30 protein-coding genes are annotated in these 24,467 nt (G+C 47.0%); 7 read left to right on the forward strand and 23 right to left on the reverse strand.

Annotated features, from left to right (window positions below):
* Positions 1 to 48 precede the first annotated feature (48 nt).
* The 3 genes from ACH97_RS12975 to ACH97_RS12985 form a co-directional block, all read right to left on the reverse strand.
* On the reverse strand, positions 49 to 342 hold the full coding sequence (locus ACH97_RS12975; protein WP_003183967.1) for a LapA family protein: 294 nt from the start codon (positions 340 to 342) through the stop codon (positions 49 to 51).
* Between the two features lie 153 nt (positions 343 to 495).
* Entirely contained in the window at positions 496 to 2,721 is a 2,226-nt protein-coding gene (gene secDF, locus ACH97_RS12980) for a protein translocase subunit SecDF (protein WP_003183969.1), read from the reverse strand.
* Positions 2,722 to 2,757: 36 nt separating this feature from the next.
* Positions 2,758 to 3,054 (reverse strand): post-transcriptional regulator, encoded by a 297-nt coding sequence (locus tag ACH97_RS12985; protein WP_003183971.1) that lies wholly within the window; start codon positions 3,052 to 3,054, stop codon positions 2,758 to 2,760.
* 117 nt (positions 3,055 to 3,171) lie between these two features.
* On the opposite strand from ACH97_RS12985, the gene spoVB reads away from it, so the two are divergent.
* Positions 3,172 to 4,725 carry a stage V sporulation protein B gene (gene spoVB / locus ACH97_RS12990; RefSeq protein WP_009327771.1) on the forward strand — a complete coding sequence of 518 codons (1,554 nt, stop codon included), beginning with the start codon at positions 3,172 to 3,174 and terminating at the stop codon, positions 4,723 to 4,725.
* 8 nt (positions 4,726 to 4,733) lie between these two features.
* Here spoVB and ACH97_RS12995 read toward each other — a convergent pair whose 3' ends face one another.
* Positions 4,734 to 5,384, reverse strand: a complete 651-nt coding sequence (locus ACH97_RS12995; protein WP_048349912.1) for a DUF421 domain-containing protein — start codon at positions 5,382 to 5,384, stop codon at positions 4,734 to 4,736.
* 155 nt (positions 5,385 to 5,539) lie between these two features.
* Here ACH97_RS12995 and ACH97_RS13000 point away from each other — a divergent pair, with 155 nt between their 5' ends.
* Positions 5,540 to 5,923 (forward strand): TIGR04086 family membrane protein, encoded by a 384-nt coding sequence (locus ACH97_RS13000; RefSeq protein WP_003183976.1) that lies wholly within the window; start codon positions 5,540 to 5,542, stop codon positions 5,921 to 5,923.
* Positions 5,924 to 6,098: 175 nt separating this feature from the next.
* Here the strand turns inward: ACH97_RS13000 and yajC are convergent, their stop codons facing one another.
* The 7 genes from yajC to ACH97_RS13035 form a co-directional block, all read right to left on the reverse strand.
* On the reverse strand, positions 6,099 to 6,362 hold the full coding sequence (gene yajC / locus ACH97_RS13005; protein ID WP_085959518.1) for a preprotein translocase subunit YajC: 264 nt from the start codon (positions 6,360 to 6,362) through the stop codon (positions 6,099 to 6,101).
* Between the two features lie 46 nt (positions 6,363 to 6,408).
* Positions 6,409 to 7,554, reverse strand: coding sequence for a tRNA guanosine(34) transglycosylase Tgt (tgt, locus tag ACH97_RS13010; RefSeq protein ID WP_020452419.1), 1,146 nt, complete (start codon positions 7,552 to 7,554; stop codon positions 6,409 to 6,411).
* Positions 7,555 to 7,582: 28 nt separating this feature from the next.
* Positions 7,583 to 8,611, reverse strand: coding sequence for a tRNA preQ1(34) S-adenosylmethionine ribosyltransferase-isomerase QueA (gene queA, locus ACH97_RS13015; protein ID WP_020452420.1), 1,029 nt, complete (start codon positions 8,609 to 8,611; stop codon positions 7,583 to 7,585).
* Positions 8,612 to 8,652: 41 nt separating this feature from the next.
* Positions 8,653 to 8,853, reverse strand: coding sequence for a DUF2905 domain-containing protein (locus ACH97_RS13020; protein ID WP_020452421.1), 201 nt, complete (start codon positions 8,851 to 8,853; stop codon positions 8,653 to 8,655).
* The gene (gene ruvB, locus ACH97_RS13025; RefSeq protein WP_020452422.1) at positions 8,846 to 9,850 is read right to left on the reverse strand and encodes a Holliday junction branch migration DNA helicase RuvB; all 1,005 of its coding nucleotides are present in this window, start codon (positions 9,848 to 9,850) and stop codon (positions 8,846 to 8,848) included. The genes ACH97_RS13020 and ruvB overlap by 8 nt, the downstream gene beginning before the upstream one ends.
* Positions 9,851 to 9,859: 9 nt before the next feature.
* Entirely contained in the window at positions 9,860 to 10,465 is a 606-nt protein-coding gene (gene ruvA / locus ACH97_RS13030; protein ID WP_020452423.1) for a Holliday junction branch migration protein RuvA, read from the reverse strand.
* Between the two features lie 123 nt (positions 10,466 to 10,588).
* Positions 10,589 to 11,110 carry an intercompartmental signaling factor BofC gene (locus ACH97_RS13035; RefSeq protein WP_020452424.1) on the reverse strand — a complete coding sequence of 174 codons (522 nt, stop codon included), beginning with the start codon at positions 11,108 to 11,110 and terminating at the stop codon, positions 10,589 to 10,591.
* Positions 11,111 to 11,341: 231 nt separating this feature from the next.
* On the opposite strand from ACH97_RS13035, the gene ACH97_RS13040 reads away from it, so the two are divergent.
* Positions 11,342 to 11,989 (forward strand): protein kinase family protein, encoded by a 648-nt coding sequence (locus tag ACH97_RS13040; protein ID WP_020452425.1) that lies wholly within the window; start codon positions 11,342 to 11,344, stop codon positions 11,987 to 11,989.
* Positions 11,990 to 12,059: 70 nt separating this feature from the next.
* Positions 12,060 to 12,182, forward strand: a complete 123-nt coding sequence (locus ACH97_RS24250; RefSeq protein ID WP_023855401.1) for a hypothetical protein — start codon at positions 12,060 to 12,062, stop codon at positions 12,180 to 12,182.
* A 79-nt stretch (positions 12,183 to 12,261) separates the two neighbouring features.
* Here the strand turns inward: ACH97_RS24250 and ACH97_RS13045 are convergent, their stop codons facing one another.
* From ACH97_RS13045 to ACH97_RS13055, 3 genes are all read right to left on the reverse strand, one after another.
* Positions 12,262 to 12,441 (reverse strand): small acid-soluble spore protein H, encoded by a 180-nt coding sequence (locus ACH97_RS13045; protein ID WP_020452426.1) that lies wholly within the window; start codon positions 12,439 to 12,441, stop codon positions 12,262 to 12,264.
* A gap of 107 nt (positions 12,442 to 12,548) precedes the next feature.
* Positions 12,549 to 13,013, reverse strand: a complete 465-nt coding sequence (locus tag ACH97_RS13050; RefSeq protein WP_020452427.1) for a DinB family protein — start codon at positions 13,011 to 13,013, stop codon at positions 12,549 to 12,551.
* A 59-nt stretch (positions 13,014 to 13,072) separates the two neighbouring features.
* Entirely contained in the window at positions 13,073 to 13,783 is a 711-nt protein-coding gene (locus tag ACH97_RS13055; RefSeq protein ID WP_020452428.1) for a poly-gamma-glutamate hydrolase family protein, read from the reverse strand.
* A 412-nt stretch (positions 13,784 to 14,195) separates the two neighbouring features.
* Between ACH97_RS13055 and ACH97_RS13060 the strand changes: the two genes are divergently transcribed.
* A complete protein-coding gene (locus tag ACH97_RS13060; RefSeq protein ID WP_025811051.1) occupies positions 14,196 to 14,375 on the forward strand; it encodes a DUF8096 family protein in 180 nt (59 codons plus the stop codon).
* Between the two features lie 163 nt (positions 14,376 to 14,538).
* Here ACH97_RS13060 and ACH97_RS13065 read toward each other — a convergent pair whose 3' ends face one another.
* From ACH97_RS13065 to nadB, 7 genes are all read right to left on the reverse strand, one after another.
* Positions 14,539 to 14,778: a hypothetical protein gene (locus ACH97_RS13065; RefSeq protein WP_241494254.1), complete on the reverse strand. Its 240-nt coding sequence runs from the start codon at positions 14,776 to 14,778 to the stop codon at positions 14,539 to 14,541.
* Between the two features lie 142 nt (positions 14,779 to 14,920).
* Positions 14,921 to 15,643, reverse strand: coding sequence for a YebC/PmpR family DNA-binding transcriptional regulator (locus tag ACH97_RS13070; RefSeq protein WP_020452430.1), 723 nt, complete (start codon positions 15,641 to 15,643; stop codon positions 14,921 to 14,923).
* Between the two features lie 127 nt (positions 15,644 to 15,770).
* The gene (locus ACH97_RS13075; protein WP_020452431.1) at positions 15,771 to 16,406 is read right to left on the reverse strand and encodes a YhcN/YlaJ family sporulation lipoprotein; all 636 of its coding nucleotides are present in this window, start codon (positions 16,404 to 16,406) and stop codon (positions 15,771 to 15,773) included.
* 173 nt (positions 16,407 to 16,579) lie between these two features.
* On the reverse strand, positions 16,580 to 17,626 hold the full coding sequence (gene safA / locus ACH97_RS13080; RefSeq protein WP_048349911.1) for a SafA/ExsA family spore coat assembly protein: 1,047 nt from the start codon (positions 17,624 to 17,626) through the stop codon (positions 16,580 to 16,582).
* 115 nt (positions 17,627 to 17,741) lie between these two features.
* Complete coding sequence (nadA, locus tag ACH97_RS13085) at positions 17,742 to 18,851, reverse strand: quinolinate synthase NadA (RefSeq protein ID WP_020452433.1); 1,110 nt, start codon at positions 18,849 to 18,851, stop codon at positions 17,742 to 17,744.
* A 21-nt stretch (positions 18,852 to 18,872) separates the two neighbouring features.
* A complete protein-coding gene (nadC, locus tag ACH97_RS13090) occupies positions 18,873 to 19,712 on the reverse strand; it encodes a carboxylating nicotinate-nucleotide diphosphorylase (RefSeq protein WP_020452434.1) in 840 nt (279 codons plus the stop codon).
* On the reverse strand, positions 19,693 to 21,267 hold the full coding sequence (gene nadB, locus ACH97_RS13095) for an L-aspartate oxidase (protein ID WP_020452435.1): 1,575 nt from the start codon (positions 21,265 to 21,267) through the stop codon (positions 19,693 to 19,695). The genes nadC and nadB overlap by 20 nt, the downstream gene beginning before the upstream one ends.
* Positions 21,268 to 21,367: 100 nt before the next feature.
* Here nadB and ACH97_RS13100 point away from each other — a divergent pair, with 100 nt between their 5' ends.
* The gene (locus ACH97_RS13100; protein WP_020452436.1) at positions 21,368 to 22,546 is read left to right on the forward strand and encodes an IscS subfamily cysteine desulfurase; all 1,179 of its coding nucleotides are present in this window, start codon (positions 21,368 to 21,370) and stop codon (positions 22,544 to 22,546) included.
* Positions 22,515 to 23,057: a transcription repressor NadR gene (locus ACH97_RS13105; RefSeq protein ID WP_020452437.1), complete on the forward strand. Its 543-nt coding sequence runs from the start codon at positions 22,515 to 22,517 to the stop codon at positions 23,055 to 23,057. The genes ACH97_RS13100 and ACH97_RS13105 overlap by 32 nt, the downstream gene beginning before the upstream one ends.
* 41 nt (positions 23,058 to 23,098) lie before the next feature.
* Here the strand turns inward: ACH97_RS13105 and pheA are convergent, their stop codons facing one another.
* Together pheA and ACH97_RS13115 are read right to left on the reverse strand one after the other, a co-directional pair.
* Positions 23,099 to 23,950: a prephenate dehydratase gene (gene pheA / locus ACH97_RS13110; RefSeq protein ID WP_025811045.1), complete on the reverse strand. Its 852-nt coding sequence runs from the start codon at positions 23,948 to 23,950 to the stop codon at positions 23,099 to 23,101.
* Between the two features lie 27 nt (positions 23,951 to 23,977).
* Positions 23,978 to 24,421 (reverse strand): ACT domain-containing protein, encoded by a 444-nt coding sequence (locus ACH97_RS13115; protein ID WP_023855415.1) that lies wholly within the window; start codon positions 24,419 to 24,421, stop codon positions 23,978 to 23,980.
* Positions 24,422 to 24,467: the final 46 nt, after the last annotated feature.

The raw sequence follows: 24,467 nt of genomic DNA on the forward strand, positions 1-24,467 counted from the left end.
TTATACTAGAGCGGCATGAGGGGATTCAATTTATTTCGTACAATCTTTCTAGTCTTTCTGATTTTCGGGCGCCGCCGGTTCGGCTTCGAGTTCAGGATGCTTTGCCCGTTCTTCTTTCTTGAGCGTCTTGAGCTCTTTTTTCAGCCGCATGATCTGGAAAGCGCCGGCCGAGCCGATGATAAGCGCCCCCATCAATACCGACACCAAAATCACCAGGATCAAAGGCCATTCTGCTGTACCAAAAAGAAAATCAACCTTCACCGGTTCAACATTAATGACCGCGAAAACAGCAACAATTAATGTAAAAATAAGTGCAGCAATTAACGTCCATTGTTTGTTCATGAGATATTCTCTCCATTCGCGTCGTTTTCTAGCGTTATTTTCCCGCTCTGCTCCAATTTTAAACAAAAAGAAGATCGATAGAAAGCCGCCAAAACAACTTTTTTTCTATTCAAATCAAAAAAAGACCGCCCGGCAGTGCGGGCAGTCCATTATTTATTCTTCTGCAGGCTTGCGCTTCGGCTTTTTCAGTTCGCGCCCTTTCCAGACAAGCCATAGTTGAGCTGCGATGTAGAGTGATGAATATACTCCGCTCAAAAGTCCGACCAACAGCGCAACAGAGAAGTTCGAAATCGATGCAGCGCCGAAGATGAGAAGTGCAATGACGACAATGACGACAGTCAGCACCGTATTAATCGAACGCGTGAACGTCTGCTGCAAGCTCAAATTCACAATATGCGACAAGTCGCTGAAGGTTTTCGGTTTGCGCTTTTTCATATGCTCCCTGATCCTGTCAAACGTTACAATTGTATCATTTATCGAATAGCCGATGATCGTCAGCACGGCAGCAATGAAAGTAACATCAACCTCAAGCCTTGTCAGGCTGAAGACGGCAATGATGAAAAACGCGTCATACAGCAATGAAGTAATAGCCGCAATCGCCATCTTGTATTCAAAGCGGATCGAGACATACAAAATGAGCCCGATTGACGCGATGATCACCGCATAAAGCGCATTTCTCGCCAGCTCCTTGCCGACGGTAGGCGATACGGTGCTGACATTTGGTTCGCTTCCGTATTTGTCTTTAAAATAATCTTTCACTTCAGCGATCTTTTTCTGATTCGGCACGCCGACAAACCTGGCGACGCCATGATCATTTTTTTCGCCTGAAAGAACGATCGAGTCAGGATCAAGCCCGACTTGTTCAAAGTCCTTTTCGAGCTGCTGGGTTGTCAGCTTATGATCGCTTTGAACTTCGATTCTCGATCCGCTTGAGAAATCGATGCCGAGGTTCAGCTTAAACACAAGCAAGACGATAAGACCAGCGGCCAGAAGAACGCCCGAAAATGCAAAGAACCATTTGCGCTTCCCGACGAAATCCCATTTGGAAAACGGGTTCGGAGGCTCCGTATTTTCGTCTGTCTTTCTGATATCCAAAATGTCTTTTTTGCGCACCCCAAACCAGCCTTTTTTCCGGTCAAGCCAGCGGCTTTCGACCAGCAGGCCGAGCAGGAAGCGCGACAGGAAGACAGCTGTAATAAAGCTTGTCAAAATGGATAGGATCAGCATGGTCGCGAAGCCTTTGACAGAGCTTGTACCAAATATGAAAAGCACGATTCCGGCAAGCATCGTCGTAATATTGGCATCAAAAATCGTTGCAAACGATCTTCTGTTTCCTGCTTTAAAAGCCGAACGGACCGATTTGCCGAGCTTCAGCTCTTCTTTTATGCGTTCATACGTAATGATGTTGGCGTCAACCGCCATCCCGACGCCCAATATAAGAGCCGCGATCCCCGGAAGGGTCAGAACCGCATTCATCCAGTCGAATATCTGCAGTGTAATGTAGATGTAGACCGAAAGCGTAATGACCGCAATAAAACCAGGCAAGCGATAGTAAAGAAGCATAAATAAGAAAATAATAGCAATACCAATGATTCCCGCAAACACGGTATCATTCAAAGCCTGCTCCCCAAACTGCGCTCCGACGGATGTCGAATACTTTTCAACGAGTTTGACAGGAAGAGCTCCCGCATTTAAAATGCTCGCCATGTCTTTTGCTTCCTGAATCGTAAAGTTGCCTTCAATCATCACGTCTGACGTATTCAGCACCTGGCTGACATTCGGAGCGGAAATGTATTTATGATCCGCTTTTTGCGATTCCTTTTTAAAAGAGTCGCCTTTTTTGTAATCAAGCCAGATGACGAGCTGGTTGTTCGGCTTCATATCGAGCACTTTCTTCGTCACTTCGCCGAATTTATCGGCATCCTTCAGCTTGATCGTCACGATCGGCTCATTCGTATCCTGCTTGAACGACTGTTTGGCGCCGTTTTCGACAAGATCCGCACCGTTCAAAAGCTCTTTGTCATTCGTATCCCTGAACGTAAGTTGAGCCTGTGTCGATAAGATTTCCCGCGCCCTGTTCTGGTTGTCGACGCCGGCAAGCTGAACCCTGATCCGGTTGTTTCCTTCAATTTGAATGTTCGGCTCGCTGACGCCTAATACATTCGCCCGGCGGTTCAGCGCTTCAACCGTGCTGATGAGGGCATCCCTGTCAATTTTGTCGCCCTGTTTGGCAGGCTGGACTTCATACAGAACCTCAAAACCGCCCTGAAGATCAAGGCCGAGGCTGATGTTGTCTGCAGCCGGCTTCGTGAACATTCCCAGTCCTGTACCGATCAAGAGAACGGTAAGGAAAAACGCAATCAAGCGTCCTTTTTTCATTATGTATTTCCTCCTTAAATCAACCAAAATCAACGGCTACCTCAGCAGCTCATCGAGCATATCCTGCCCTTCTTTGCTGTCGAGTAAATTAGACGTTTTAAACGATTCTACGGTTGCATAGTTCATAAATTCGCCAATTTTCACAGATAAAATGTCACCGGCCAGCTGGTGAATTTGAACATCCTTCCGGTTCTTCCATTTCTTATTCAATAAGTATGACCACAATTCCTCTATTTCAATATCGTCATAACCGAGTATTCTAAACTCTTCCGTCTTGCTGCGAAGAAAGGGTTTTAAATGATCCTTGTACAGATCAGCCGGATGTTTGCCCATGCCAAAGCCACGCTCCTTTCACATTTTTTCAGAGAGACTTGTCATGCTTGGACGATGTATGCGCATATCTTATTGTATATGATTAAAGGTTGTTTGAGAAGGCAGGGGACTCTAGAAATGACGAAGCAGACGTTTTTAAAAGGAACGCTCATTTTAATAGCGGCGGGTTTGATTACGAGAATGCTCGGCTTTATCAACCGGATTGTCATCGCAAGGTTCATCGGTGGTGAAGGCGTCGGGCTTTACATGATGGCGGCCCCGACTTTTTTTCTGGCCGTCACCCTCACCCAGTTCGGCCTCCCGGTCGCCATCAGCAAGCTGGTCGCTGAAGCGGAAGCGCGCCGAGACCATAGGAAGACAAAACAGATTTTAGTGATGTCTCTTGCGATCACCGGGACGCTCAGCGCCATCATCACTCCGGTGTTTCTCATTTACGCCCCGCTGATGGCCGATACGCTGCTCACAGACAAAAGAACGCTTTATCCGCTTTTGGCGGTTACGCCGGTCGTGCCGATCATTGCCGTTTCCAGCGTGCTGAGGGGCTATTTTCAAGGGAAGCAAAATATGCGGCCGCTTGCCGTGTCCCAGGTTCTCGAACAAATTGTCCGGATATCGCTCGTCGCCGTCTGCACGACAGCATTCCTTCCGCTCGGCATCGAGTATGCAGCAGCGGGCGCCATGCTGTCTTCCGTGTTTGGCGAATTGGCTTCACTCCTTTATTTGTTCGTCGCCTTTAAATACAAAAAGAAAATCCGCATCAGAAAACGTTTTTTCCAATCGCTTAAAGCGGGGCGAACGACTTTTTTCGAGCTGATGAGCGTCTCGCTCCCAACGACGGGCAGCCGTTTTATCGGGAACCTGTCATGGTTTTTTGAGCCGATTGTCGTAGCGCAAAGCCTTGCGATAGCAGGGGTCGCCGCTTCCGCCGCAACGAGCCAGTACGGGGAGTTGACCGGCTTTGCCCTGACGCTTCTCACCCTCCCGAGCTTTATCACATATTCGCTGTCTACCGCGCTCGTTCCCGCCATCAGCGAAGGAATCGAGCAGAAAAAAATGCAGGTTGTGGAATACAGGCTTGAGCAGGCGATGAGGCTTTGCCTATTAAGCGGCGGAATATCAGCGGTCATTTTATTTTCGTATGCTGATGAGCTGGTCAGCGTGATGTACGGGTCGTCAAATGCCGCCATTTACGTCAAAATCATGGCTCCATTCTTTTTGTTCTACTATTTCCAAGGCCCCCTGCAGGCCGTCCTGCAGGCTTTAAACCTGGCCGGCGCGGCAATGATGAACAGCTTGGTCGGCGCCGTTGTGAAAACCGGTCTCATTTTTGTTCTCGCTTCACGGCCTTCGCTTGGCATTATGGGGGCTGCGCTTGCGATCTTGACGGGAATCATCCTTGTCACTTTGCTGCACGCTGCAACCGTCAGCAAAGTGCTTCCCATCAGCATTAACCTGAAAGAATATATCGTATCCTTCGGCGTCATTTTGATATCAGGGTGGGGCAGCCTTCTGATGAAAGAACACCTTTTTTTAGCCCAGTCCGAGCCGATGCGCCTGCTTTTATGTATCGCGGTTACAAGCTGTCTCTACGTTTTCCTTCTGATTGCCTTCAAGCTGGTCAAAAAGGAAGAAATCCAGCGGTTTCCGCTGTTCGGCCGCTGGATTTCATAGCTTTCTTTTTAAGGCTTGAATTCATCCTTTATGTCAATAAAAAAAGAACCTTTATTGTAAGTGCAATAAGAAATTTTGGAAAGATCGCGGTGTCCTCTTTTTTCAAGCTTTTGCTCAAGCCACTCTTGATCCTTCCCGATCTTTTCCAATTCTTCTTTCTGAACAACTCCGTCAATAATCAACGGCAGTTCGATCATTTTGTTCGGCCCGTCTTTTGTAAACACTGAAAGCTTCCCGGTCGGCTCCAAAATCGCATATGAAACATCCCCGATTCGTTCCACATTCTTATCTCTCAGCTGCGTCATCAAATCATCGTAATTATAGCGCTGTGTCCTCATGGCGTGTTCATCAATTTTTCCGCGGTCTATGATAATCGTCGGTTTTCCATCGAGAAGCCGGCGGATTTTTTGATTTTTCAATGACAGATATGCAAATATAACCTGGATCAGCGTCAAAACGAGAATCGGGATGATCGTATGGAGAAGGTGGTCATCGAGATTTTCAATAGCCAAAACCGCGATTTCGGCCATCATGATAAAAACGACAAGATCCAGTATGCTCAGCTCGCCTATTTCCCTCTTCCCCATCAAGCGAAACAAAATAAAGATGATGAAATACAAAACGATCGTCCGAAACGTAAGAGCTAAGATTTCATCCATTACGGCCCGCCTCCTTCCGCCTATCATGATCATAAACATAGCCTTTGTTAATTTGAGTCTTTTATGTATAAAAGGTCGGGGGAGCTAGTCTATTTGCGAAACATGCAGAATACATTTAAAAAGACGAGCCCGTCTATTTTGAAAGGAGGATCGTGATGAACGAACCAAAACAAGTCGGCAAAGGGATTTTATACAGCTTGGTGGTCATTTTCGCTTTGATGTTTGCAGGAAGCCTGCTTATTTCGCTGCTCCTTACCTTCACATCATTAACCGAAAGTTCATTCAGCTGGTTGATTACCGCCATATCTTTTATTACCTTGTTCATCGGCGGTTTTATTGCGGGAGGAAAATCGAAGGAAAAGGGGTGGCTGAGCGGAGGGTTGACAGCGCTTTGCTTCTCCCTTACGGTGCTTTTGTTTCAATATCTCGGCTTTGGAGAGGCCTTCAATTTGAAGCAGCTCCTCTATCATTCCGGCTTTTTGGGAGTCAGCATGCTGGGCGGGGTTTTCGGGGTCAATCTGCAGGGGAGCCGTGCATAAAGGCAGCAAAAAGGGAGCGGATGTCCGCTCCCTTTTCTCGTGCCCATAAGGCTTCTTTTATGCCATGTCACATCAGGAACAACTGCGGCTTCATCAAGACATAAGGAACGGCGCTAGCGCCGTTTTCACGTCCTGCGACAGTCTGATTTCCGATGCTTATGTATCAGCCTTTCGGCTATTCTGCTGACGCCTCTCTGATCGCGCGGCGGTCGAATGTCAGACGGGTATTGTCACCTGTTTTGATGACAACCTTGCTTTCGTCAATTGAATCAACGATGCCGTGCAGGCCGCCGATCGTTACGACCTTATCTCCTTTTTTCAGCTCCTCCTGCATCTGGCGGACAGCCTTCTGCTGCTTTTGCTGCGGACGGATCAAAAGGAAATAAAGAACCGCAAACATTAAAATAATCGGAAGTAATGTTCCAAGCATCTCCATTATTTTTTCACCCCTTTCAAATGGCTTTATCGCTTTCTTCGTTTATGTGTCAGAAACTTTTAGCATTTGGTTTATTAAAACCGTAGCGCTCAAAAAACTCTTCCCGGAAATCACCTAAACGATCTTCACGAATGGCATCTCTGACTTGCCCCATTAATTTTAACAGAAAATAAAGATTATGATAAGAAGTTAAACGAATTCCAAACGTTTCGTTACAGCGGATTAAATGTCTGATATAAGCGCGCGAGTAATTGCGGCACGTATAGCAGTCGCACTGCTCGTCGATCGGTCTGAAATCTCTTTCATATTTGGCATTTTTCACGACGAGACGCCCTTCGCTCGTCATGAGCGTACCGTTTCTCGCTATCCTTGTCGGCAGCACGCAATCGAACATATCCACTCCGCGGATGGCTCCGTCAATCAGAGAGTCCGGTGAGCCGACCCCCATTAAATAGCGCGGTTTATCCGCAGGAAGCAGCGGAGTTGTAAACTCCAGCACACGGTTCATCACGTCTTTCGGCTCTCCGACGGATAGTCCACCTATAGCATATCCCGGAAAATCCAGTGAAATCAAGTCTTTCGCACTTTGTTTTCTCAAGTTTTCGTACTCTCCGCCTTGAACGATTCCGAAAAGCCCTTGCTCGTCAGGGCGTTTGTGAGCTTTCAGGCACCTTTCCGCCCAGCGGCTCGTCCGTTCAACAGACCTCTTCATATAATCGTACTCTGCCGGGTACGGCGGGCATTCGTCAAACGCCATCATAATATCTGATCCGAGGGCGTTTTGGATGTCCATCGCTTTTTCAGGAGATAAAAACAGCTTGTCTCCGTTTAAATGATTGCGGAAATGAACGCCTTCCTCTTCGATTTTGCGGAACTCGCTCAGGGAAAACACCTGAAAGCCGCCTGAATCCGTCAAAATGGCGCGGTCCCAATTCATAAACTGATGAAGGCCCCCCGCCTCTTTGACGATGTCATGGCCCGGTCTCAGCCAAAGGTGGTACGTATTGCTTAAAATAATGCCTGCACCCATTTCTTTCAGCTCTTCCGGCGCCATCGTTTTAACGGTGGCGAGCGTTCCTACGGGCATAAACACCGGCGTTTCAAATGAGCCGTGCGGGGTGTGCACTCTCCCCAGTCTTGCTCCTGTTTGTTTACATGCTTTTATGAACTCATAGCGTATCGGTTGCTGCGACAAATTATGAGCCCTCCAATCTTTTTGAATTTTATTTGATCAACATGGCATCTCCGAAGCTGAAGAAGCGGTATTCATGTTCCACTGCGGTCCGGTAGGCGGAAAGCACATGCTCTCTGCCTGCGAGCGCGCTGACAAGCATAATGAGGGACGATTTCGGAAGATGAAAATTGGTAATCATCCCGTCTATCGCCCGGAATGTGTAGCCTGGATAAATAAAAATCGATGTCCAGCCTCTCGCTTCCCGGAAGCGGCCGTCATGCTCGGAAGCGATGGTCTCAAGCGTCCTCGTCGATGTCGTGCCGACGGAAATAATCTTTCCGCCTTCCTGTCTGACGCGGTTTAACAATGCTGCCGTTTCTTCCGACATTTCATAAAACTCGGCATGCATGTCGTGTTCCTCTACATTTTCCGCACTGACAGGCCGGAATGTCCCGAGTCCGACGTGAAGGGTAATAAACGCAATATGCACGCCTTTTTTCCTGAGCGCATCGAGAATCTCTTCCGTAAAATGCAGCCCGGCCGTCGGCGCAGCCGCCGATCCTTGTTTCTTTGAGTAAACCGTCTGATAGCGCTCCCTGTCATCGAGCTGTTCTTTAATATAAGGAGGCAGAGGCATTTCGCCGAGCGATTCGAGCACCTCGTAAAAAATCCCTTCATAGCGGAATTCAATTTTTCTTCCGCCGTGCTCGAGCTCTTCTGTGCAGACCGCTGTGAGACGGCCGTCTCCAAACGAAAGAACGGTTCCGCGCTTGACCCGCTTTGCGGGCTTGACAAGCGTTTCCCAGACGTCCCCTTCCTCCTGTTTTAACAGAAGAACTTCAACCTTTGCGCCCGTCTCTTCCTTGACTCCGTACAAGCGGGCCGGCAGCACCCTCGTATCGTTCAGCACGATGCAATCGCCCGCGTTCAGAAAATCAATCACATGCTTAAACGTGCTGTGAGTGATTTCTCCTGTTTTTTTATCCAGCACCATCAGCCTGGACGCATCCCGCTCTTTTAAAGGAACCTGTGCGATGAGGCGTTCAGGCAAGTCAAAATCGAATAATTCTACTTTCATCTTTTTTCACCTTACTCTATCTATAGACTTGAATGTCAGAGTCATTTCATTCGTCCGAAAATCGAAAACACCACGGACAGAATGATACTGATGACAATGCATGTAACAACCGGAAAGAAAAATGTCACGTTTCCCTTTTTCACAAAAATATCGCCGGGAAGCCTGCCGATGACTTGCATGAATAAACCGACGGCAAAAATGACGGCGCCCAGCACCATTAAAATCTTTGGAAATTCAGTCACTGTTCGGAACCTCCATTTTAAAGTGGCTGTATACATCAGGGGTCACGATGCGCCCCCGCGGCGTTCTTTGAATAAAACCGATTTGAAGAAGATACGGCTCATACACATCCTCAATCGTGTGAGACTCCTCACCGATGGTAGCCGAAATCGTATCGATGCCGACGGGACCGCCGCCAAATTTTTCGATCATGCCCATCAAAAGCTTGCGGTCGATATGATCAAGCCCAAGTTTATCAACCTGGAGGCGTTCAAGCGCATCAACCGCCACTTCCTCCGTGATGGAGCTGTTTCCAAGCACCTGGGCAAAATCCCTGACCCTCCTCAAAAGCCTGTTCGCAATCCGCGGCGTCCCTCTTGACCGTCTTGCGATTTCGAGAGCCGAGAGCGAATCGATGTCGACCTCAAACAGTTCCGCCGTTCTGATCACGATTTCCGAAAGCTCGTCACGCGTGTAATACTCAAGCCTTGACAGAACGCCGAACCTGTCCCTGAGAGGCGCGGTTAAAAGCCCGACCCTTGTGGTCGCGCCGACAAGGGTAAAAGGAGGAAGATCGAGCCTCACAGAACGCGCCGACGGCCCTTTGCCGATCACGATATCAAGGCAGAAATCTTCCATCGCAGGATACAGCACCTCTTCGATCGAACGGTGCAGCCGGTGGATCTCGTCAATAAATAAAACGTCGCCTGGCTCCAGAGCCGTTAATATCGCCGCCAAATCGCCGGGGCGCTCGATCGCCGGACCTGACGTCGTTCTGAGATTGACTCCCATTTCGTTGGCGATGATCGCGGCGAGCGTCGTTTTTCCCAATCCCGGCGGCCCGTACAACAAGACATGGTCAAGCGTTTCCTCCCGCATTTTCGCAGCTTCGATGAAAACCTTGAGGTTGTCTTTCACTTTTTCCTGGCCGATATACTGAGCCAGTCTTTGCGGACGCAGACTTTGCTCAATCGCTGATTCATGGTTGTCTAGTTCACTTGATACAAGCCGCTCATCCATGATATCACCTTACTTTAACAATTTTTGCAATGCTTTTTTAACGTATTGATCCGTCGAAAGCGCCTCTTCCTTTTTCAAATGAGGCTGGACTTTTTTAATTTCCCGGTCGGAATAGCCGAGCGCTCTTAATGCTTCAAGCGCCTCCTCAAGAGCCGTTTCCGCTTCATGAATTTGCTCCCGCTCTTCATGGTTAAACAGATCGGCCGCGATGTCAGGAACGGCGTCCGCAAGCTTCCCTTTCAGATCAAGGATGATCTGCCTTGCCGTTTTTTTGCCTACGCCGGGGAACTTGACGAGAAACGCTTCATCCTCATTCTCGATCGCTTCAATCACCGCTCCCGGATCGCCGGAAGCGAGGATCGCAAGCGCACCTTTCGGGCCGATTCCCGTAACATTCAGCATTTTCGTAAACAGCATTTTTTCTTCCCTTGTCGAAAAGCCGTACAGCGCATTCGTATCTTCTCTTACATAATGGTATGTATAGATTGTTTCGTTGCTGTTTTTCTTATAAATAAACGGATTTGGCGCAAAGATCTGATAGCCGATCCCGCCGTTTTCAATGACAATATATTGGGGCGATACATAATCAATCGTCCCTTTTACGAATTCGATCAACGTTCATTCACCTCTTTGACTGCTCTTCATTGTAACACAAAACAGGCAAAGCTAGAATGAAAAAGTTAACATATGTTCGCTAAAAATGGCTTCTGTCCGCAGCTGAAAAAAGACATAACAGCGTCATGTCTTCATATCTTTTACATGATGTTGGCTTCCGGATGATTTTACGGCTTCAATGACATGTTCAAATTCCTTTTTCGTGCGGTATGGGATCCCTTTGCGCAAATCATCCGCCATCCGGCTTTCCAGGCGCTTTATATCAATCTGAAAAAACGATTGAATCGGCTCTGATAATATGCCCGGGCGGCCGTGAAAAGTCGAAATCACGCCGTCTTCCGTCACTCCGATATAACCGTTTGTTTTGCTGAGGGGAGAAATGTCGTCCACCTGTTTGCGAAACAGAATAAACCCCTTTTTCTGATCGATGAGCTGCCACCCTTTATAAGCAGCTTTAAAGTCTTCCAGTGTTCGAGCGGCCTCTACTTTATTTTCGATGCCAACGTCCCCGTCCAGATAAACCTTTTCAAGCTGGATTTGAACTGTAGCCGGCTTTTCGGCCAGGGCCTCCAGGTGAAAGCTGAGCGCGGCCAGCAGACTTCCAATAAGCACTAAACCGATTTTGAACTTGCTTTGGCTGTTCATCAATATCACCTTCTTTTTTGCCTTAACGATCATATCCATAGTTTGACCAACGCTTTTAAAAATTAATCTAAAAAAGCAATGAGATAACAACCGGTTTACGAATGTTACATTTTCAAACCAATATGAAGAACTCAAAGGCATTTAAGGTGCAAAACCCCGCGTTCTCATGTATAAACAACATTATAGAGAGTTTTTCGTTTGACCAGCCCTTAAAAAGAAGGTGAGTTCAGCGTGAAAAAGGCGCAAACCTATGCAGAGGCCGTAAAGTATAATACGAAAAAAAAGTTCAATAAACTTATCCAAAAACCCGATGACTTAGAGTTGATCGGGAAAGGCAGGAGCGCATACGTTTTTAAGCTGACTGAAGAGGGCAGGGAAATGGCTCTTAAAGTCTTTTTTCCCGAATTTAAGAACATCGCCGCAAGGGAAGCGGAGATTTACAAAAAGCTTTCTGATTCGAATTATTATCCTGATATATATGAAACAGGGCCATCATATATTTTAATGGAGTATATAAAAGGATATACTTTTTATGAGTGTTTAAACAAAGGCATTCCGATCGATGATGACATGATCTGCGAGGTCGACCGCGCATTGAACGATGCGAAGCGGAAAGGGTTGAATCCATCCGATATCCACCTCCGAAACCTGATACTGACGCCGGCTGGGACAATCAAAGTCATCGATGTCGCCAGGTTTTTGCAGACGAAAGAATGCAGACAGTGGGATGACTTAAAAACAGCCTATCAAACCATTTACAAAAAAAGCCGTTTCCCGCAAAGGCTTCCTAAGCTGTGGATGGAATTGATCGCTTATCTTTATAAAAAAAACTGGCTTCAAAAACAATGGGCCGCCAGAAAAAACAAATTTCACCCGTAATTTGAAACTTAAAGAAGGCACGTCCGTATATGAAATAACCCCATTACAGTCAGGAAGGGAGAAACAGCTGTTGAAGAAAAAGAAGAAACGAAATGATGATAAATGGGATTATCTTTATCTCGTTGATTTGCTTGAGCCGTTGTTTTATGTGCTGAGGCTGGCAGTAAGAGGACTTGCGAAAATCATAAATTAAACACCCGGGCTTTCGGGTGTTTTTTTGATGGCCGAGTGATCAGTCAAATACAAAACCCCTTCATCAGAAGGGTTGCTTTTTAATGCTCTTTCAAATTTGTGAGCGGTACTTCCTGCTCGTTCTCCGGTTGGCCGAGCGGAAAGATTCTTGCGGTTTCATTTTGTTCGTTGACACGCTGAATATAAATCGGCTTGCCATTATAAGTAACATCAACCATGTCGGGTGATTCGACGATTTCCTGGGCACGCTGCGTATTCATGCTGACACCCTCCTTTAGCTTTTACTCATAATGTGTACTCCCGGCTGCTTTCGTATTCCTTTTTAGCCGGTTTTCTTTCAAGGAGGGGTGATCTTCAGCTCCCGTAATCAATGAACCTTTACGTACAAAGGCAGATCCGTGTGTCCCATTTCACGGACATAAACAAACAGATTGCCTTTGTGATGTATTTCGTGTCCGATCGCGAGCTGCAGCAGCTGTTCGCCGGCTACTTTTCGTCCGATGACACCGGTCAAATCGACTTCACGATCCAATTCTTCATCCGTAAAAGATTCAAGCAGCTTTTTTGTTTTTTCTGTATATGCTTTGGCGAGCTCGCTCAGGCTTGCCCCTGTTTCTTCCGGCTTCTTTTTAAAAGACTCTCCGTTCCCTTCTTTTGCCGCTGAAGCAAAGGCATAGAAAGATTGCAGCATATGCATGACAAGTTCCTTCGCTGGCATCGACGTTTCAGTCGGTTTGTAATCGAGATGTTTTTCATCAATCTTTTGAATCAGTTCTTCTGTCACCAGGCGGTGGGACATAAATTCCTGAACGATGCGGTCTTTTCGTTCCATTTTTTATTCCTCCTTCGTGTTTAAGCAGTTCATACCCAGAATAACACGAGTTTCCATTTTCAGCATCTGTCCTGCAGCACCCTTCGGACCGCCTTGACATATTTGCGGAATGTTCTCGTTTTTGTCTCCTCCCTCTCTTTATAGGAAAAATCTTCGAAAAACTCTTTCCTTTGAGCCGTGCTGATTTCAAGCTGCACGCTCATTCCTGACTGGCTTTCATTATTGATGTTTTCCTCGGCAGTTCCGGCAAATTTCCCGTCCACTTTGACCAATTCTGCGGAAAAGTCAGACTTTTTCAGAGATTTGACGATAGCTTTTGCCAGCTTTCTGTCCGTTCCTCCCACAAGCGTGTGCGGGCGGTCGCCGGAATAGCCGTGGAATGCGATGGTATAGCGGTGTTCTTTTATTTTCTGCAGTGCCAGAGGCTCGTCAAAGTTTGTGCTTGTAATATGAAGATCCGAGTTGTTCTCATCCTTTTTTCCCTCGAATAAATAAGTTGAATAATCATCTTTGAAAGCTCTGACAAGCTCGCTTACTCCGCCTTCTATTCTTCCTCCGTGAGGCGAAAAGATTAAACAGTCGCTTCCCGCTTTTTCGTGATACTCAATGTCATAGCCGCTTTTTTCGTGTTCCTGCAATTCCTTGAAATTCATGTATCTGTCCCCGGCCTGGATCTGAAAGTTCTCCCGGGTTGTTTTTTCGAACCATCTGTATACGCCATTTATCATCACTGCTGCGATCACCAAGTAGATGAGTACTTTTTTCTTCATTGATTATTCCCCTTTTACACTACCTTTCGATTTCTAAGCATGTCCTCCATGCCTCATTGTATATTTGGCTTTTTTGTGACACAGTTATTTTACGCTTTAGACATGACGCGTTCAATTATGAATAAGTTTGATAAAAAATAAAAATTTAAATATTTTTATTAAAAAGATGCTTTTTCATTAGTTTAAAAGATCGATAAATTTTAAGAAAAAAATCTCATAACAATAGGCGTCTCCTGTTGCACGACTTTCCCTACAGCCCATCCCGCTTGAGAATGAGGCGTTCTATCAGAAACGGGGTATACGGTTTGATAAAAGTAAAATCGGCCGCGTCTGCCGGCTGCAGATGTTATATTTTCTTTTCCTCCCCGTTCTGTTATCCTATTACCGACAATAAAAATGCAGGTGATAAAACATGGAAACAGAATATGATACAAAAGGCTACGACCTGACAAAAGTTTATGATTACAATCAATATCCGGATGTCCGCCACGGACGGTGCGACAATTGCGATTACACCCTTTTTAAAAGCTCTGTAAAAAACGGCCAGTTTTTGCGTGAATGCCGGCGCTGCGGCATGAAAAAAAGCATTTAGCGTTACAGCACATTCTCATATGTATAAAAAAACTTGCCGACAAGGCTGCATGCAGCTTTGCCGGCAATACACGTCATGCTGTCAAATGTTTAAACATCTTTTTGATCTTTGTTTGTGACAAAGCCGTTGATCGATTCACCGATCTTTCCGCTAAGATCGACATTCAAATTGTTGAGATTTTGATGACATTTTGGATCGCTTGATTAAGTTCCGCATTTTCGCTTTTTGTGAAATCGGCCTCTCTCAGATCGATACCGCTGTTTTTCTGAACCAGCTCATAGATCGATTCGCCAAAACCCGTGATAAGGCCGTTGACTCTCTCGATGATTTGAGCGGTTTCCTTGTCTTGCGGGCTGCCGCCCGCAGCCGGGAAAGGCTTCTCATTTCCGTGTTGTTCAGCCATTGCAGATCCTCCTCTCATAATGACAGACTCCTTCACAATATATGATAAAAAATCAAATCCTGTTTCCGCAGCAGCTTGATACAGCTGCTAATTGGTTGATGATGCATAAAAGGACGCCGCGAATCTGGAGCGGCGTCCTTTTTTAATGAACGTTCGTATACACTTCCTGCACATCGTCATCATCTTCAAGTACGTCAATGAGCTTTTCGACTTTTTCCTGAAGCGCTTCATCGACCTCTGCATAGGTTTGCGGAACCATTGTCATTTCGGCTGTCGCCATTTGATAGCCGCGCTCCTCCAAGTTTTTCTTTACTTCTTCAAACTGTTCCGGCTCTGTATAAATCTCGAACAGCTCTTCGCTCGTTTCGAGCTCCTCGGCGCCGGCATCAATGACCTCAAGCATAAACTCCTCTTCATCTATCTCAAGATCTTCACGCTCGATTGCCATATATCCTTTCCGGTCGAACATATAAGAAACGCATCCTGTTTCCCCCAAACTGCCGCCGTTTTTGCTGAAGGCGGTTCTGACGTTTGTCGCCGTCCGGTTTTTATTATCTGTCAAACATTTAACCATGACAGCCACCCCGCTTGGGCCGTAGCCCTCATACGTAATTTCCTCGTAGCTTTTTCCATCCTGGCTGCCGGAAGCTTTTTTGATGGCGCGGTCGATGTTGTCGTTCGGCATGTTTTCATTTTTGGCTTTATCGATGACGAGACGCAGACTTGCGTTAGATTCGGGATCGGGTCCCCCTTCTTTTGCGGCTACATATATTTCTTTGGCAAGCTTCATGAAAATTTTGCCGCGTTTAGCATCTTGGGCATTTTTTCTTCTCTGAATATTTTTCCATTTAGAATGGCCAGCCATATCTTTCTACCTCCAAAAAAATTCTCGTCTCTATGTACACTTTATACGGTTTTCCCCGTTTTTGTAAAGAAATCGGCCGAACGCTTACAAAAAAATTGCCGGGGAATCCCCGGCAATTCCCTGCTTGTCATTGGTTGCGCAAGCGGTTCAAATTGTTATTCGTCGTGTCTCCGCGATCCCTAATGTTCTGAGGGTCGTCGTTCATTTCACGGAGCCTTGTAAATGCGCCGTCGTCCTCGACAACTTGAACGGTCCGGTCTCCAGCAAATGCTTTGGCTGCTTTTCTAATTTGAGTTCTCTCATTATTTGTCAGCCGTTTATCTGACCGTACCGCGATGATGACCGTTTCGTTCGTTACGACGGCCTGACTCTCGTCAACATAATTCAATTTGTTGACGCGTCCAGTGATATTCCTGGAGATTTTACGGTTTTCCGGTCTGTTATAGCCTGTGTCCGCCGTGTTCACCAAATGATTGTGATAATTCATGTCTCCCCGGCTGAAAGTTCCATCGCCTGTTGGAACGGGATTCCCGTTGCGCGCTCGATTGTTCACGTTCGTTGCACCGTTTCTCCCGTTCATATTTTCAAGCATTTCTGTAACAGGACCGTCATTATCAAGACCGTTATTACGATCTGCATCATTTGAATAGTATCCGATCGGACGCGTATTGTTTCCATTATCTATAGCGCCGTTCGTTCCGCAGGCAGATAGACCAGCTGTCAAAAGCAAAATACCCGAAAACACTTTCAGCTTGCTGTCCAATGGTAATACCCCCCGTAGAAAACCGCTGAATTTGAGCATTGCGCTCTTTTTTAGGATGTGCGGGATGTGAAGAGTTACCCTTGACAGTTATAGACAGTCCCGTAAAAAAGCATGAAAGTGTTTATAGCGGTCCACAATAAAAAAGGAACGATAGATCATCGTCCCATTCCGAATCAGTCTTCTTCATCTTCCGGTCTGTTAAACATCTGTCCGCCTGCGGGCTGCTGTCCGTATCCGCCCATACCGTACGGAGCTCCCATTTGCGGCATCTGTCCATATGGCGCTGCACCCGGAAAACCTCCCGGGAATTGGCCCGGTCCGCACCCGCAGTCATCTTCTTTGCCGTGTGCCATATTGGGATCGTGACCGACGTTTGGCGGTGCATATCCCGGAAACGGCTGATAAGGCGCATATGCCGGAGCAGTCATCGGCTGATGATGATATCCGTGATGACCGGCATTGTCATGCCCCATGTTGTCATCACCGTCATATTCAGCAGGAGATACATAGCTAGGCTGGTGCATGTAAGGCATTTGAGCAGGATAAGGATACCAAGGGTGGCATAATCCCGATCCAGGCAGCACCGGTGAAACAGGAATCCAGCAGCCTCCAGGATAGAACGGATAAGGATGCGGATGGTGATGATATCCGGCCGCAGCTACATTTGGCATGCCGTGAAACTGCTTATTTTCCTCGCCTGCTGCACCGACATTCGGCGGCTGCGGAACATTCGGATAATTGACATTTTCCATATGATTCTCCTCCTCATTTGTCCATGGATTATACATGTTGGGGCCTTTCTCTTGATGTTCATAAGGTTTTGGAGGTGCGTACGGCTGATGAAGCTGATTGACGCTTTGATACAAATTTGAAATGTCTCCTTCAGGCAAACTTGACTGTCCGATGTTCGGGACAGGCGGAACATAAGGAACCGAAGGTTTTTCTTTCGGTTTTATATCTTCAACATCAAGCTTGCTTTTCGGCTTTTCTTTTGCAAATGGATGTTCCTGCTGTTTTTTCGGTAACTCTTTTCGCATATTGAGCTGTTCTTCTTTTTTGACCGGCACTCCCCCTGACGGTACTTTGATTTTCATGCCCGGCATGATCAAGTCTGGATTGCTCAGCTGCGAATTCAGCTTTTTCAGTTCTTCAAAGCCCACTTCATATCTTTCCGCGATTTTTTCCAGAGAATCGCCCTTTTGGACAATATGAATTTTCAACGTTTTCCCCTCCTATGCAAAAACGTGAACGAACAGATGAGAATAACAAATATGCTTCTCCACAAATTTATGCGCATAGCGGAGGGGTTATGATAAAAACTTGTTCTCCAAAAAATTAACGGATCGTTAACATCCGATTCAGCGCAAGAATCGCATCTTTTGCGATATCTTGATCAACTTTGATCACGCCTGTCGGTTCACCTTTGTCAATCTGCTCCAGCGACCACAGCAAATGCGGCATGTCGATTCGGTTCATTGTCAAACAAGGGCACATATCTGGATTAAGGGATTCGATTTGTTTATCAGGATGTTCTTGTATGATGCGTGAAACAAGGTTCATCTCTGTTCCAATCGCCCATTTGCTCCCCGGTTTTGCTTCATTAATCGTATCGATGATTTTTTTTGTAGACCCGCTGAAATCGCTGAGTGCGACGACTTCATGGGTGCATTCCGGATGAACGATAACATGAATGTCCGAATCCCGTTCTTTAACGCTTTTGATATTCGCCGCGGTAAATTTTTCGTGAACAGAGCAATGCCCCTTCCACAAAATGATTTTTATGTCTTCATAATCGCCGTTATACTCAAGTTTTTCTGCAATGGGATCCCATACCGCCATTCTGCTGAGAGGAATGCCGAGGTCAAATGCCGTGTTGCGTCCCAAGTGCTGATCCGGAAGAAATAAAATCCTCTCTTTTTGCGATAGCGCCCATGTCAACATGCGGGCCGCATTTGAGGATGTCACGGACGCTCCCCCGTTTCTTCCTACAAAAGCTTTGATTTCCGCTGTCGAATTGACATATGTGAGGGGAATGATTGTATCGCCAAACAGCTCTGCAAGCTCTTCCCAGGCGCGATTCGTCTGCTGCATGTTAGCCATATCGGCCATCGAACAGCCTGCGCGCATGTCCGGCAAAACGACAATCTGTTCGTCCGAAGTGAGCATATCAGCTGTTTCTGCCATAAAATGTACGCCGCAGAACACGATATATTCCGCTTTTTTATTTCTTTGGGCGACTTGCGCCAGCTGAAGCGAATCTCCCGTCGCGTCCGCAAATTGGATCACTTCGTCTTTTTGGTAGTGATGCCCCGGGATAAACAGCCTTTCTCCGAATTTCTTTTTGATATTCAAAATCCTTCCGGCCATTTCTTCTTCGCTCAGTTCTTTATACAGCTCCGGCATCATGCCGGCGTTCCTGTCATGAATTAAGTTTAAAATAGACATCTGTCACCTCTCCAATCCCGCTTATTTTTTCAGATCGACATTCATGCTGATATCAAGGCTTTTCGCCGAATGAGTTAAGTAGCCCAATGAAATACAGTGCACCCCTGTTCCCCTGTATGCGGGGAGATTTTCAAATGAAATCCCGCCTGAAGCTTCCGTCATAATGCCTGCGGGTGTCATTTCCGCAAATGCTTTTACCTTGTCAGGAGGACAATTGTCAAACATAATGATATCGGCTTCAGCCGCAATCGCTTCATGAAGCTCTTTTTCAGACTCGATCTCCACTTCGATTTTGACCATATGGCCGCACGCTGCCCGTGCTTTTTCAACCGCTTTTAAAATCGATCCGCAGGCAGCAATGTGGTTGTCTTTAATCATGATCCCGCCGTCCAAGCCAAAGCGGTGATTGCAGCCCCCGCCGGTTTTGATCGCGTATTTTTCAAGAATGCGCAGGCCCGGGGTCGTCTTTCTCGTATCGCAAATCGCGATATCCGGATCATCCAGCCTGATCACGGACTGCTTTGTTAAAGTGGCGATCCCCGACATTCTTTGAATGAGATTCAGCACGACCCGTTCGCCGGTCATGAGGGAAGCTGCACGGCCTTTGAGCCGCGCGATCGTTTCTCCTTTATGAACCGCTTCACCATCTGTTTTCAGCAGTTGCACGGCGATCGTTTCATCGAGCAGCCGAAAGCCTTCGAAAATCACTAATTCTCCTGCAAACAATCCGTCATCCTTCGCTGTGATGACAGCTTCACATTGAAGATTGTCATCAAAAACGGCTTCAGAAGTGAAATCCCCCCAGCCGATATCTTCCTTGAAAAATTCTTTAAGCATGTTCCTAAGTATGAGCCGCTGCATATTTCACAATCCCTTCGTTTTGTCTGACCTTGATCCCGCCTTTTGTGTGAACGATTTGCTTGCCATGCCAGTTTTTATCATCAGGCGCCGGGCAATCCGAACGGTAATGGCCGCCTCTGCTTTCTGTACGAAGCAATGCCGAGACCGTCATCTGCTTGGCGGTCTGCCATAAATGAGCTAATTCAAGCTGTTCTTTTGTGATTTCTTTCACATTCACGATTTGAAAAGGCACTCGCTCAAGCCATTCTTTCACCTTCGTCAATTCATCCTCCGTTCGCACGATCGCCACATGATCTGTCATGTGTTTTTGAATATCCTTCACATCTGTCAGGGGAACAGAATATGTCACATCCTCAGGCTGAGGAGATTGGCCTCTGACAGGCTCAGGTTTTTGATAAGCTTGTATCCGATCCGCCGCTCTCCTTCCGAAGACGATGCATTCCAAGAGAGAATTGCTTGCCAGACGGTTGGCGCCGTGAAAACCGGTGCATGCGGCTTCCCCAATCACATAAAGGTGTGGAACGGCCGTTTCCCCCCATCTGTTCACAGAAACGCCCCCCATTAAAAAATGCATACCCGGTGAAACCGGAAGCCGGCCTTCTTCAATGGAAATTCCGGCTTTTTCGCAAAGGGAGGAAATCGTAGGGAAGCGGCTTTTAAAGTTTGATATACGGGTAATATCCAAAAATACGCTGCTTCCGCAAGCTAGCTTTTCGTGAATCGCACGAGATACGATGTCCCGCGGCGCTAAATCCTGCATGGGGTGAATGTCTTCCATCACCCGCTGTCCGTTTTCATCAACCAAGACAGCGCCTTCTCCGCGCACAGCTTCTGAAACAAGCCCTTGTGCGCGCCCGTCTTTGACGAGCAATGTAGGATGGAATTGAACGAATTCCAAATCTGCGAGCTCGGCTCCTGCCCGATACGCCAAAGAAATCGCATCGCTTGTCACAGAACGGTTATTCGTGTTGATTTGAAATAGATTTCCGCAGCCTCCTGCCGCCAGCACAACAAAATCGGCTTTCCTGAGAAAAGCCTTTCCCTGGCGGTCTTTCGTCCAGACGCCCGCACAGCGTCCGTCTTCAATCCATAAATCCGCCGCCGTTTCGTATTCTTTCAGTATGACATGAGGACCGAGCCTTCCGATTAAGTGCCGGATCAGCGCCTGCCCCGTAGCGTCTCCCCCGGCATGCAAAATTCTGTTCATCGAATGTGCGCCTTCTTTGCCGAGGCTGAGCTTTCCGGATTCGTCAGTATCAAAAGGGAAATGCTGAAGTATCAGCTCATCAACAAGGCGCTGGCCGTCTTTAATGGCATCTTGAACCGCTTCGATTTGATTGTGGCCGGATCCGGCATACAATGTGTCGTCCGCATGAGCTGACCAGGAATCGCGAGGCAATACAGCCGAGGCAATTCCTCCCTGAGCGAGGGTTGAATTGCTGTCTTTCACAGATGCTTTTGTCATCACAATCACTTCATAAGACGGCGGAATGGATGCAGCAAAAGACAACGCAGCGGCACCTGCTCCGACAACAATTATCGTCTGATGAGACATGTCGACTCCTCCTGTAAATTTACACGTGTCTTGACACCTATATTTACATATCGATAAAATAAACTCAAGTATTTTTTATAAAGAATGGGAGACGAGAGCCGTGATTTATCTTGATTATGCTGCGACGACACCGGCGGCAAAAGAAGCCTTGGACGCGTTTCAAAAACTGAGCACAGACGTGTACGGAAATTCGAGTAGTCTGCATGATGCAGGAGGGAAAGCCGAAAGTATTCTGCGCTACTGCCGCCAAAAGATGGCGGAACTTTTATCCGGGGAAGAAGAAGGCGTTTATTTTACGAGCGGCGGCACCGAAGCCAATTTTTTGGCGATTCACTCCATCTTAAATGGACTCCCCGCCGGAAAGCAGCGCTTTTTAATGACAGAAATGGAACATCAGTCGATCCACATTTTGAAGCGGCATCTTGAGATACTGGGCTTTGAAGTCGACTTGATGAAACCAAATGCTTCAGGCATCATCACAACAGAGATACTGGAACGGCACCTCCGTCCTGATACAGGTCTCGTCTCAATTCAGCATGCCAACTCAGAAACAGGCGTCATCCAGCCCCTGGCAAAGCTTTCGGCTTACTTGCATAAGCGGGACGTGCTCCTGCACAGCGACTGCGTACAGACCTTTGCCAAGATTCCGGTCGGCATTGATGAGCTCGGCGCTGATGCCTTATCTTTTTCAAGCCATAAAGTATACGGACCAAAAGGAGTTGGAGCGGTCTATATTCGGCCTGGTGTGAACTGGAAACCCGTCTACCCGGGCACTTTACATGAAAACGGATTGAAGAGCGGCACCGTCAATGTCCCTGGAATCGGCGCTTTCATTACCGCTGCCGAGTTGACAATAAAGCGTATGGATGCCGCGTATCTTAAACATCAGGAGCTGCGCGCCCGTTTTCTGGAAAAGGCAAAAGCCCGGAAGCTTCCCGTCTCCCTCGCTGTGCCCGATTCGGCAAATTCGCATGTTCTGCCGCATATTATAGGTTGTTTTTTTCATTCCTTTGAAGGACAATATACTATGCTGGAATGTAATCGGAGAGGAATTTGCATTTCTACCGGAAGCGCGTGTTCAGCCGGCTATCATGAGCCGTCGAATACGATGAAAGCCCTTTTAGTCCCAAGGGAGCTCGCGCTTCAATTCGTCCGAATTTCGTTCGGATGCGATACGACAAGCGAACATGTTGATAAGCTGTTGGACGTTTTTGAAGATATGATGCATGAGAAAGGAGACCATCGGATTGACAGACGGATTAAAACTTACGGGCGCTGAGCGGCGCCAGCAGCTTCTGGCCTGGCTGAAGGAGTCTGAGGCTCCGCTGACAGGAAGCGAACTGGCGAAAAGAGCATCTGTTTCACGGCAGGTCATCGTACAGGACATTTCTTTATTAAAAGCAAAAAACGAACCGATCATCGCAACAAGCCAAGGATACGTGTATTTGCAGTCAGTTCTCGGCAAAAAACAGCCGGTTCAGCGGCTCATCGCTTGCGACCATGAGCCGGAAAAAACGGAAGAAGAGCTGAATCTGATCGTCGACTTTGGCGTAACGGTGAAAGATGTAACGATTGAACATCCTGTCTACGGCGACTTAACAGCTTCGATCAGAGTCAGCACAAGAAAAGAAGTCTCGGACTTCGTCAAAAAAATCTCTTCGACAAACGCCGCTTATCTGTCTCAACTGACAAACGGCACCCATCTGCACACATTGGAGGCAGATGACGAAGAGAAGATCGAACAAGCTTGCGACGCCCTGCAAAAAGCGGGCATCCTCATTCCCGAATAAAGAAAAGGTCCTTTGCCGTCATCAATGCAAAGGACCTTTCTTTATAATGTATACGCATTGTAGGCTCCGAGCATTTTCACCTTGCAGCCCAAAGCTTCAAGCTCAGCTATCGCACCTGGAATCAGCACATCGTCCAGTGCCATTTCAATATCAATAATGAAAAAATAATTGCCGAGACCGGTTTTTGTCGGCCGCGATTCAATTTTAGAAAGATTCAAATTTCTCCAGGCGAAAGCCGACAGCACCTGGTGGAGAGCCCCTGATCTGTCCGAAGGAAGGGTTACCAGCAAAGTCGTTTTCGGCCTTCCCGTCAAGTGCGGATTGACCGGCGGAGATGCCTCGTGATCCGGATGAAGCATCACAAATCTCGTGTGATTGTATTCATAGTCATGCACATCTCTTTTGACGATGTCTAATCCATACGTAGCGGCTGCCATTTCATTGGCAATCACGCCGATGTTCTCGTCCGGATGTTCACTCACGTATTTTGCAGCTGCACCGGTGGATGTCGCATATTCAAACGGAATGGAGCGGAACCGGCTGTGCAAAAATTTATGACATTGCGCGATCGCATGGGAATGGGAATAAACTTTCTGAATGTCTTCCCAAGCCTCTTTTCTTGCAGGATGCACAAGTAAATGCTGACGGATGGGAGCGGTGATTTCTCCGACAATATAAAGAGGCTGTTCGTGGATTAAGTAGTCTATTGTCAGATTCACCGATCCTTCAATCGCATTTTCAAGCGGGACGACAGCCAGATCAATCTCGCCGTTCATCGCCGCATCCATACAGGCGGGTATCGTGTTAAATGCTTGCTGGTCTGCATCTGAAAAGCAGGAGCAGACGGCAAGGTGCGTAAATGTTGCTTCTGGACCTAAATAACCTACTCTCATACTCATGATATATGACATTCTCTCCCTTTAAGCGCCCGAACCTAGTATTTCGACCTTTTCTACGAATTCCAGCTTTCTTAATTTGTTCATCAGCAAATCGATATTTCCATCCATTCCTCTCGTACTGACGGACAGCGTGACATTCGCTCTTCCTTGAAGAGGGATGGTCTGGTGGATCGACAGCACGTTGCAGCCCGATTCAGCCACCACTTGGAGCAGATGGGACAGCGTTCCCGAGCGGTCCTCCAAATGAAAAAAAAGCGTGATAATCTGTTCCTTGACCATCGTATAAAAAGGAAAAACCGCATCTCTGTACTTGTAAAAAGCGCTTCGGCTCAAATCTACCTTTTGGACGGCTTCAGCTACAGATTCCGCTTTTTTCCGCTCAATCAGCTTTTTGACCTCAAGTGTTTTCCGCATTGCCTCCGGCAGCACGTCTTCCCTGACAAGATAAAAGGTCTCCTCTTTCACAGACTTTTCTCTCCTTTTAAAAACCCTAATTCCTTTACATTGATCC

This window comes from Bacillus paralicheniformis (assembly GCF_001042485.2).
GTDB classification, from domain to species: Bacteria; Bacillota; Bacilli; order Bacillales; family Bacillaceae; genus Bacillus; species Bacillus paralicheniformis.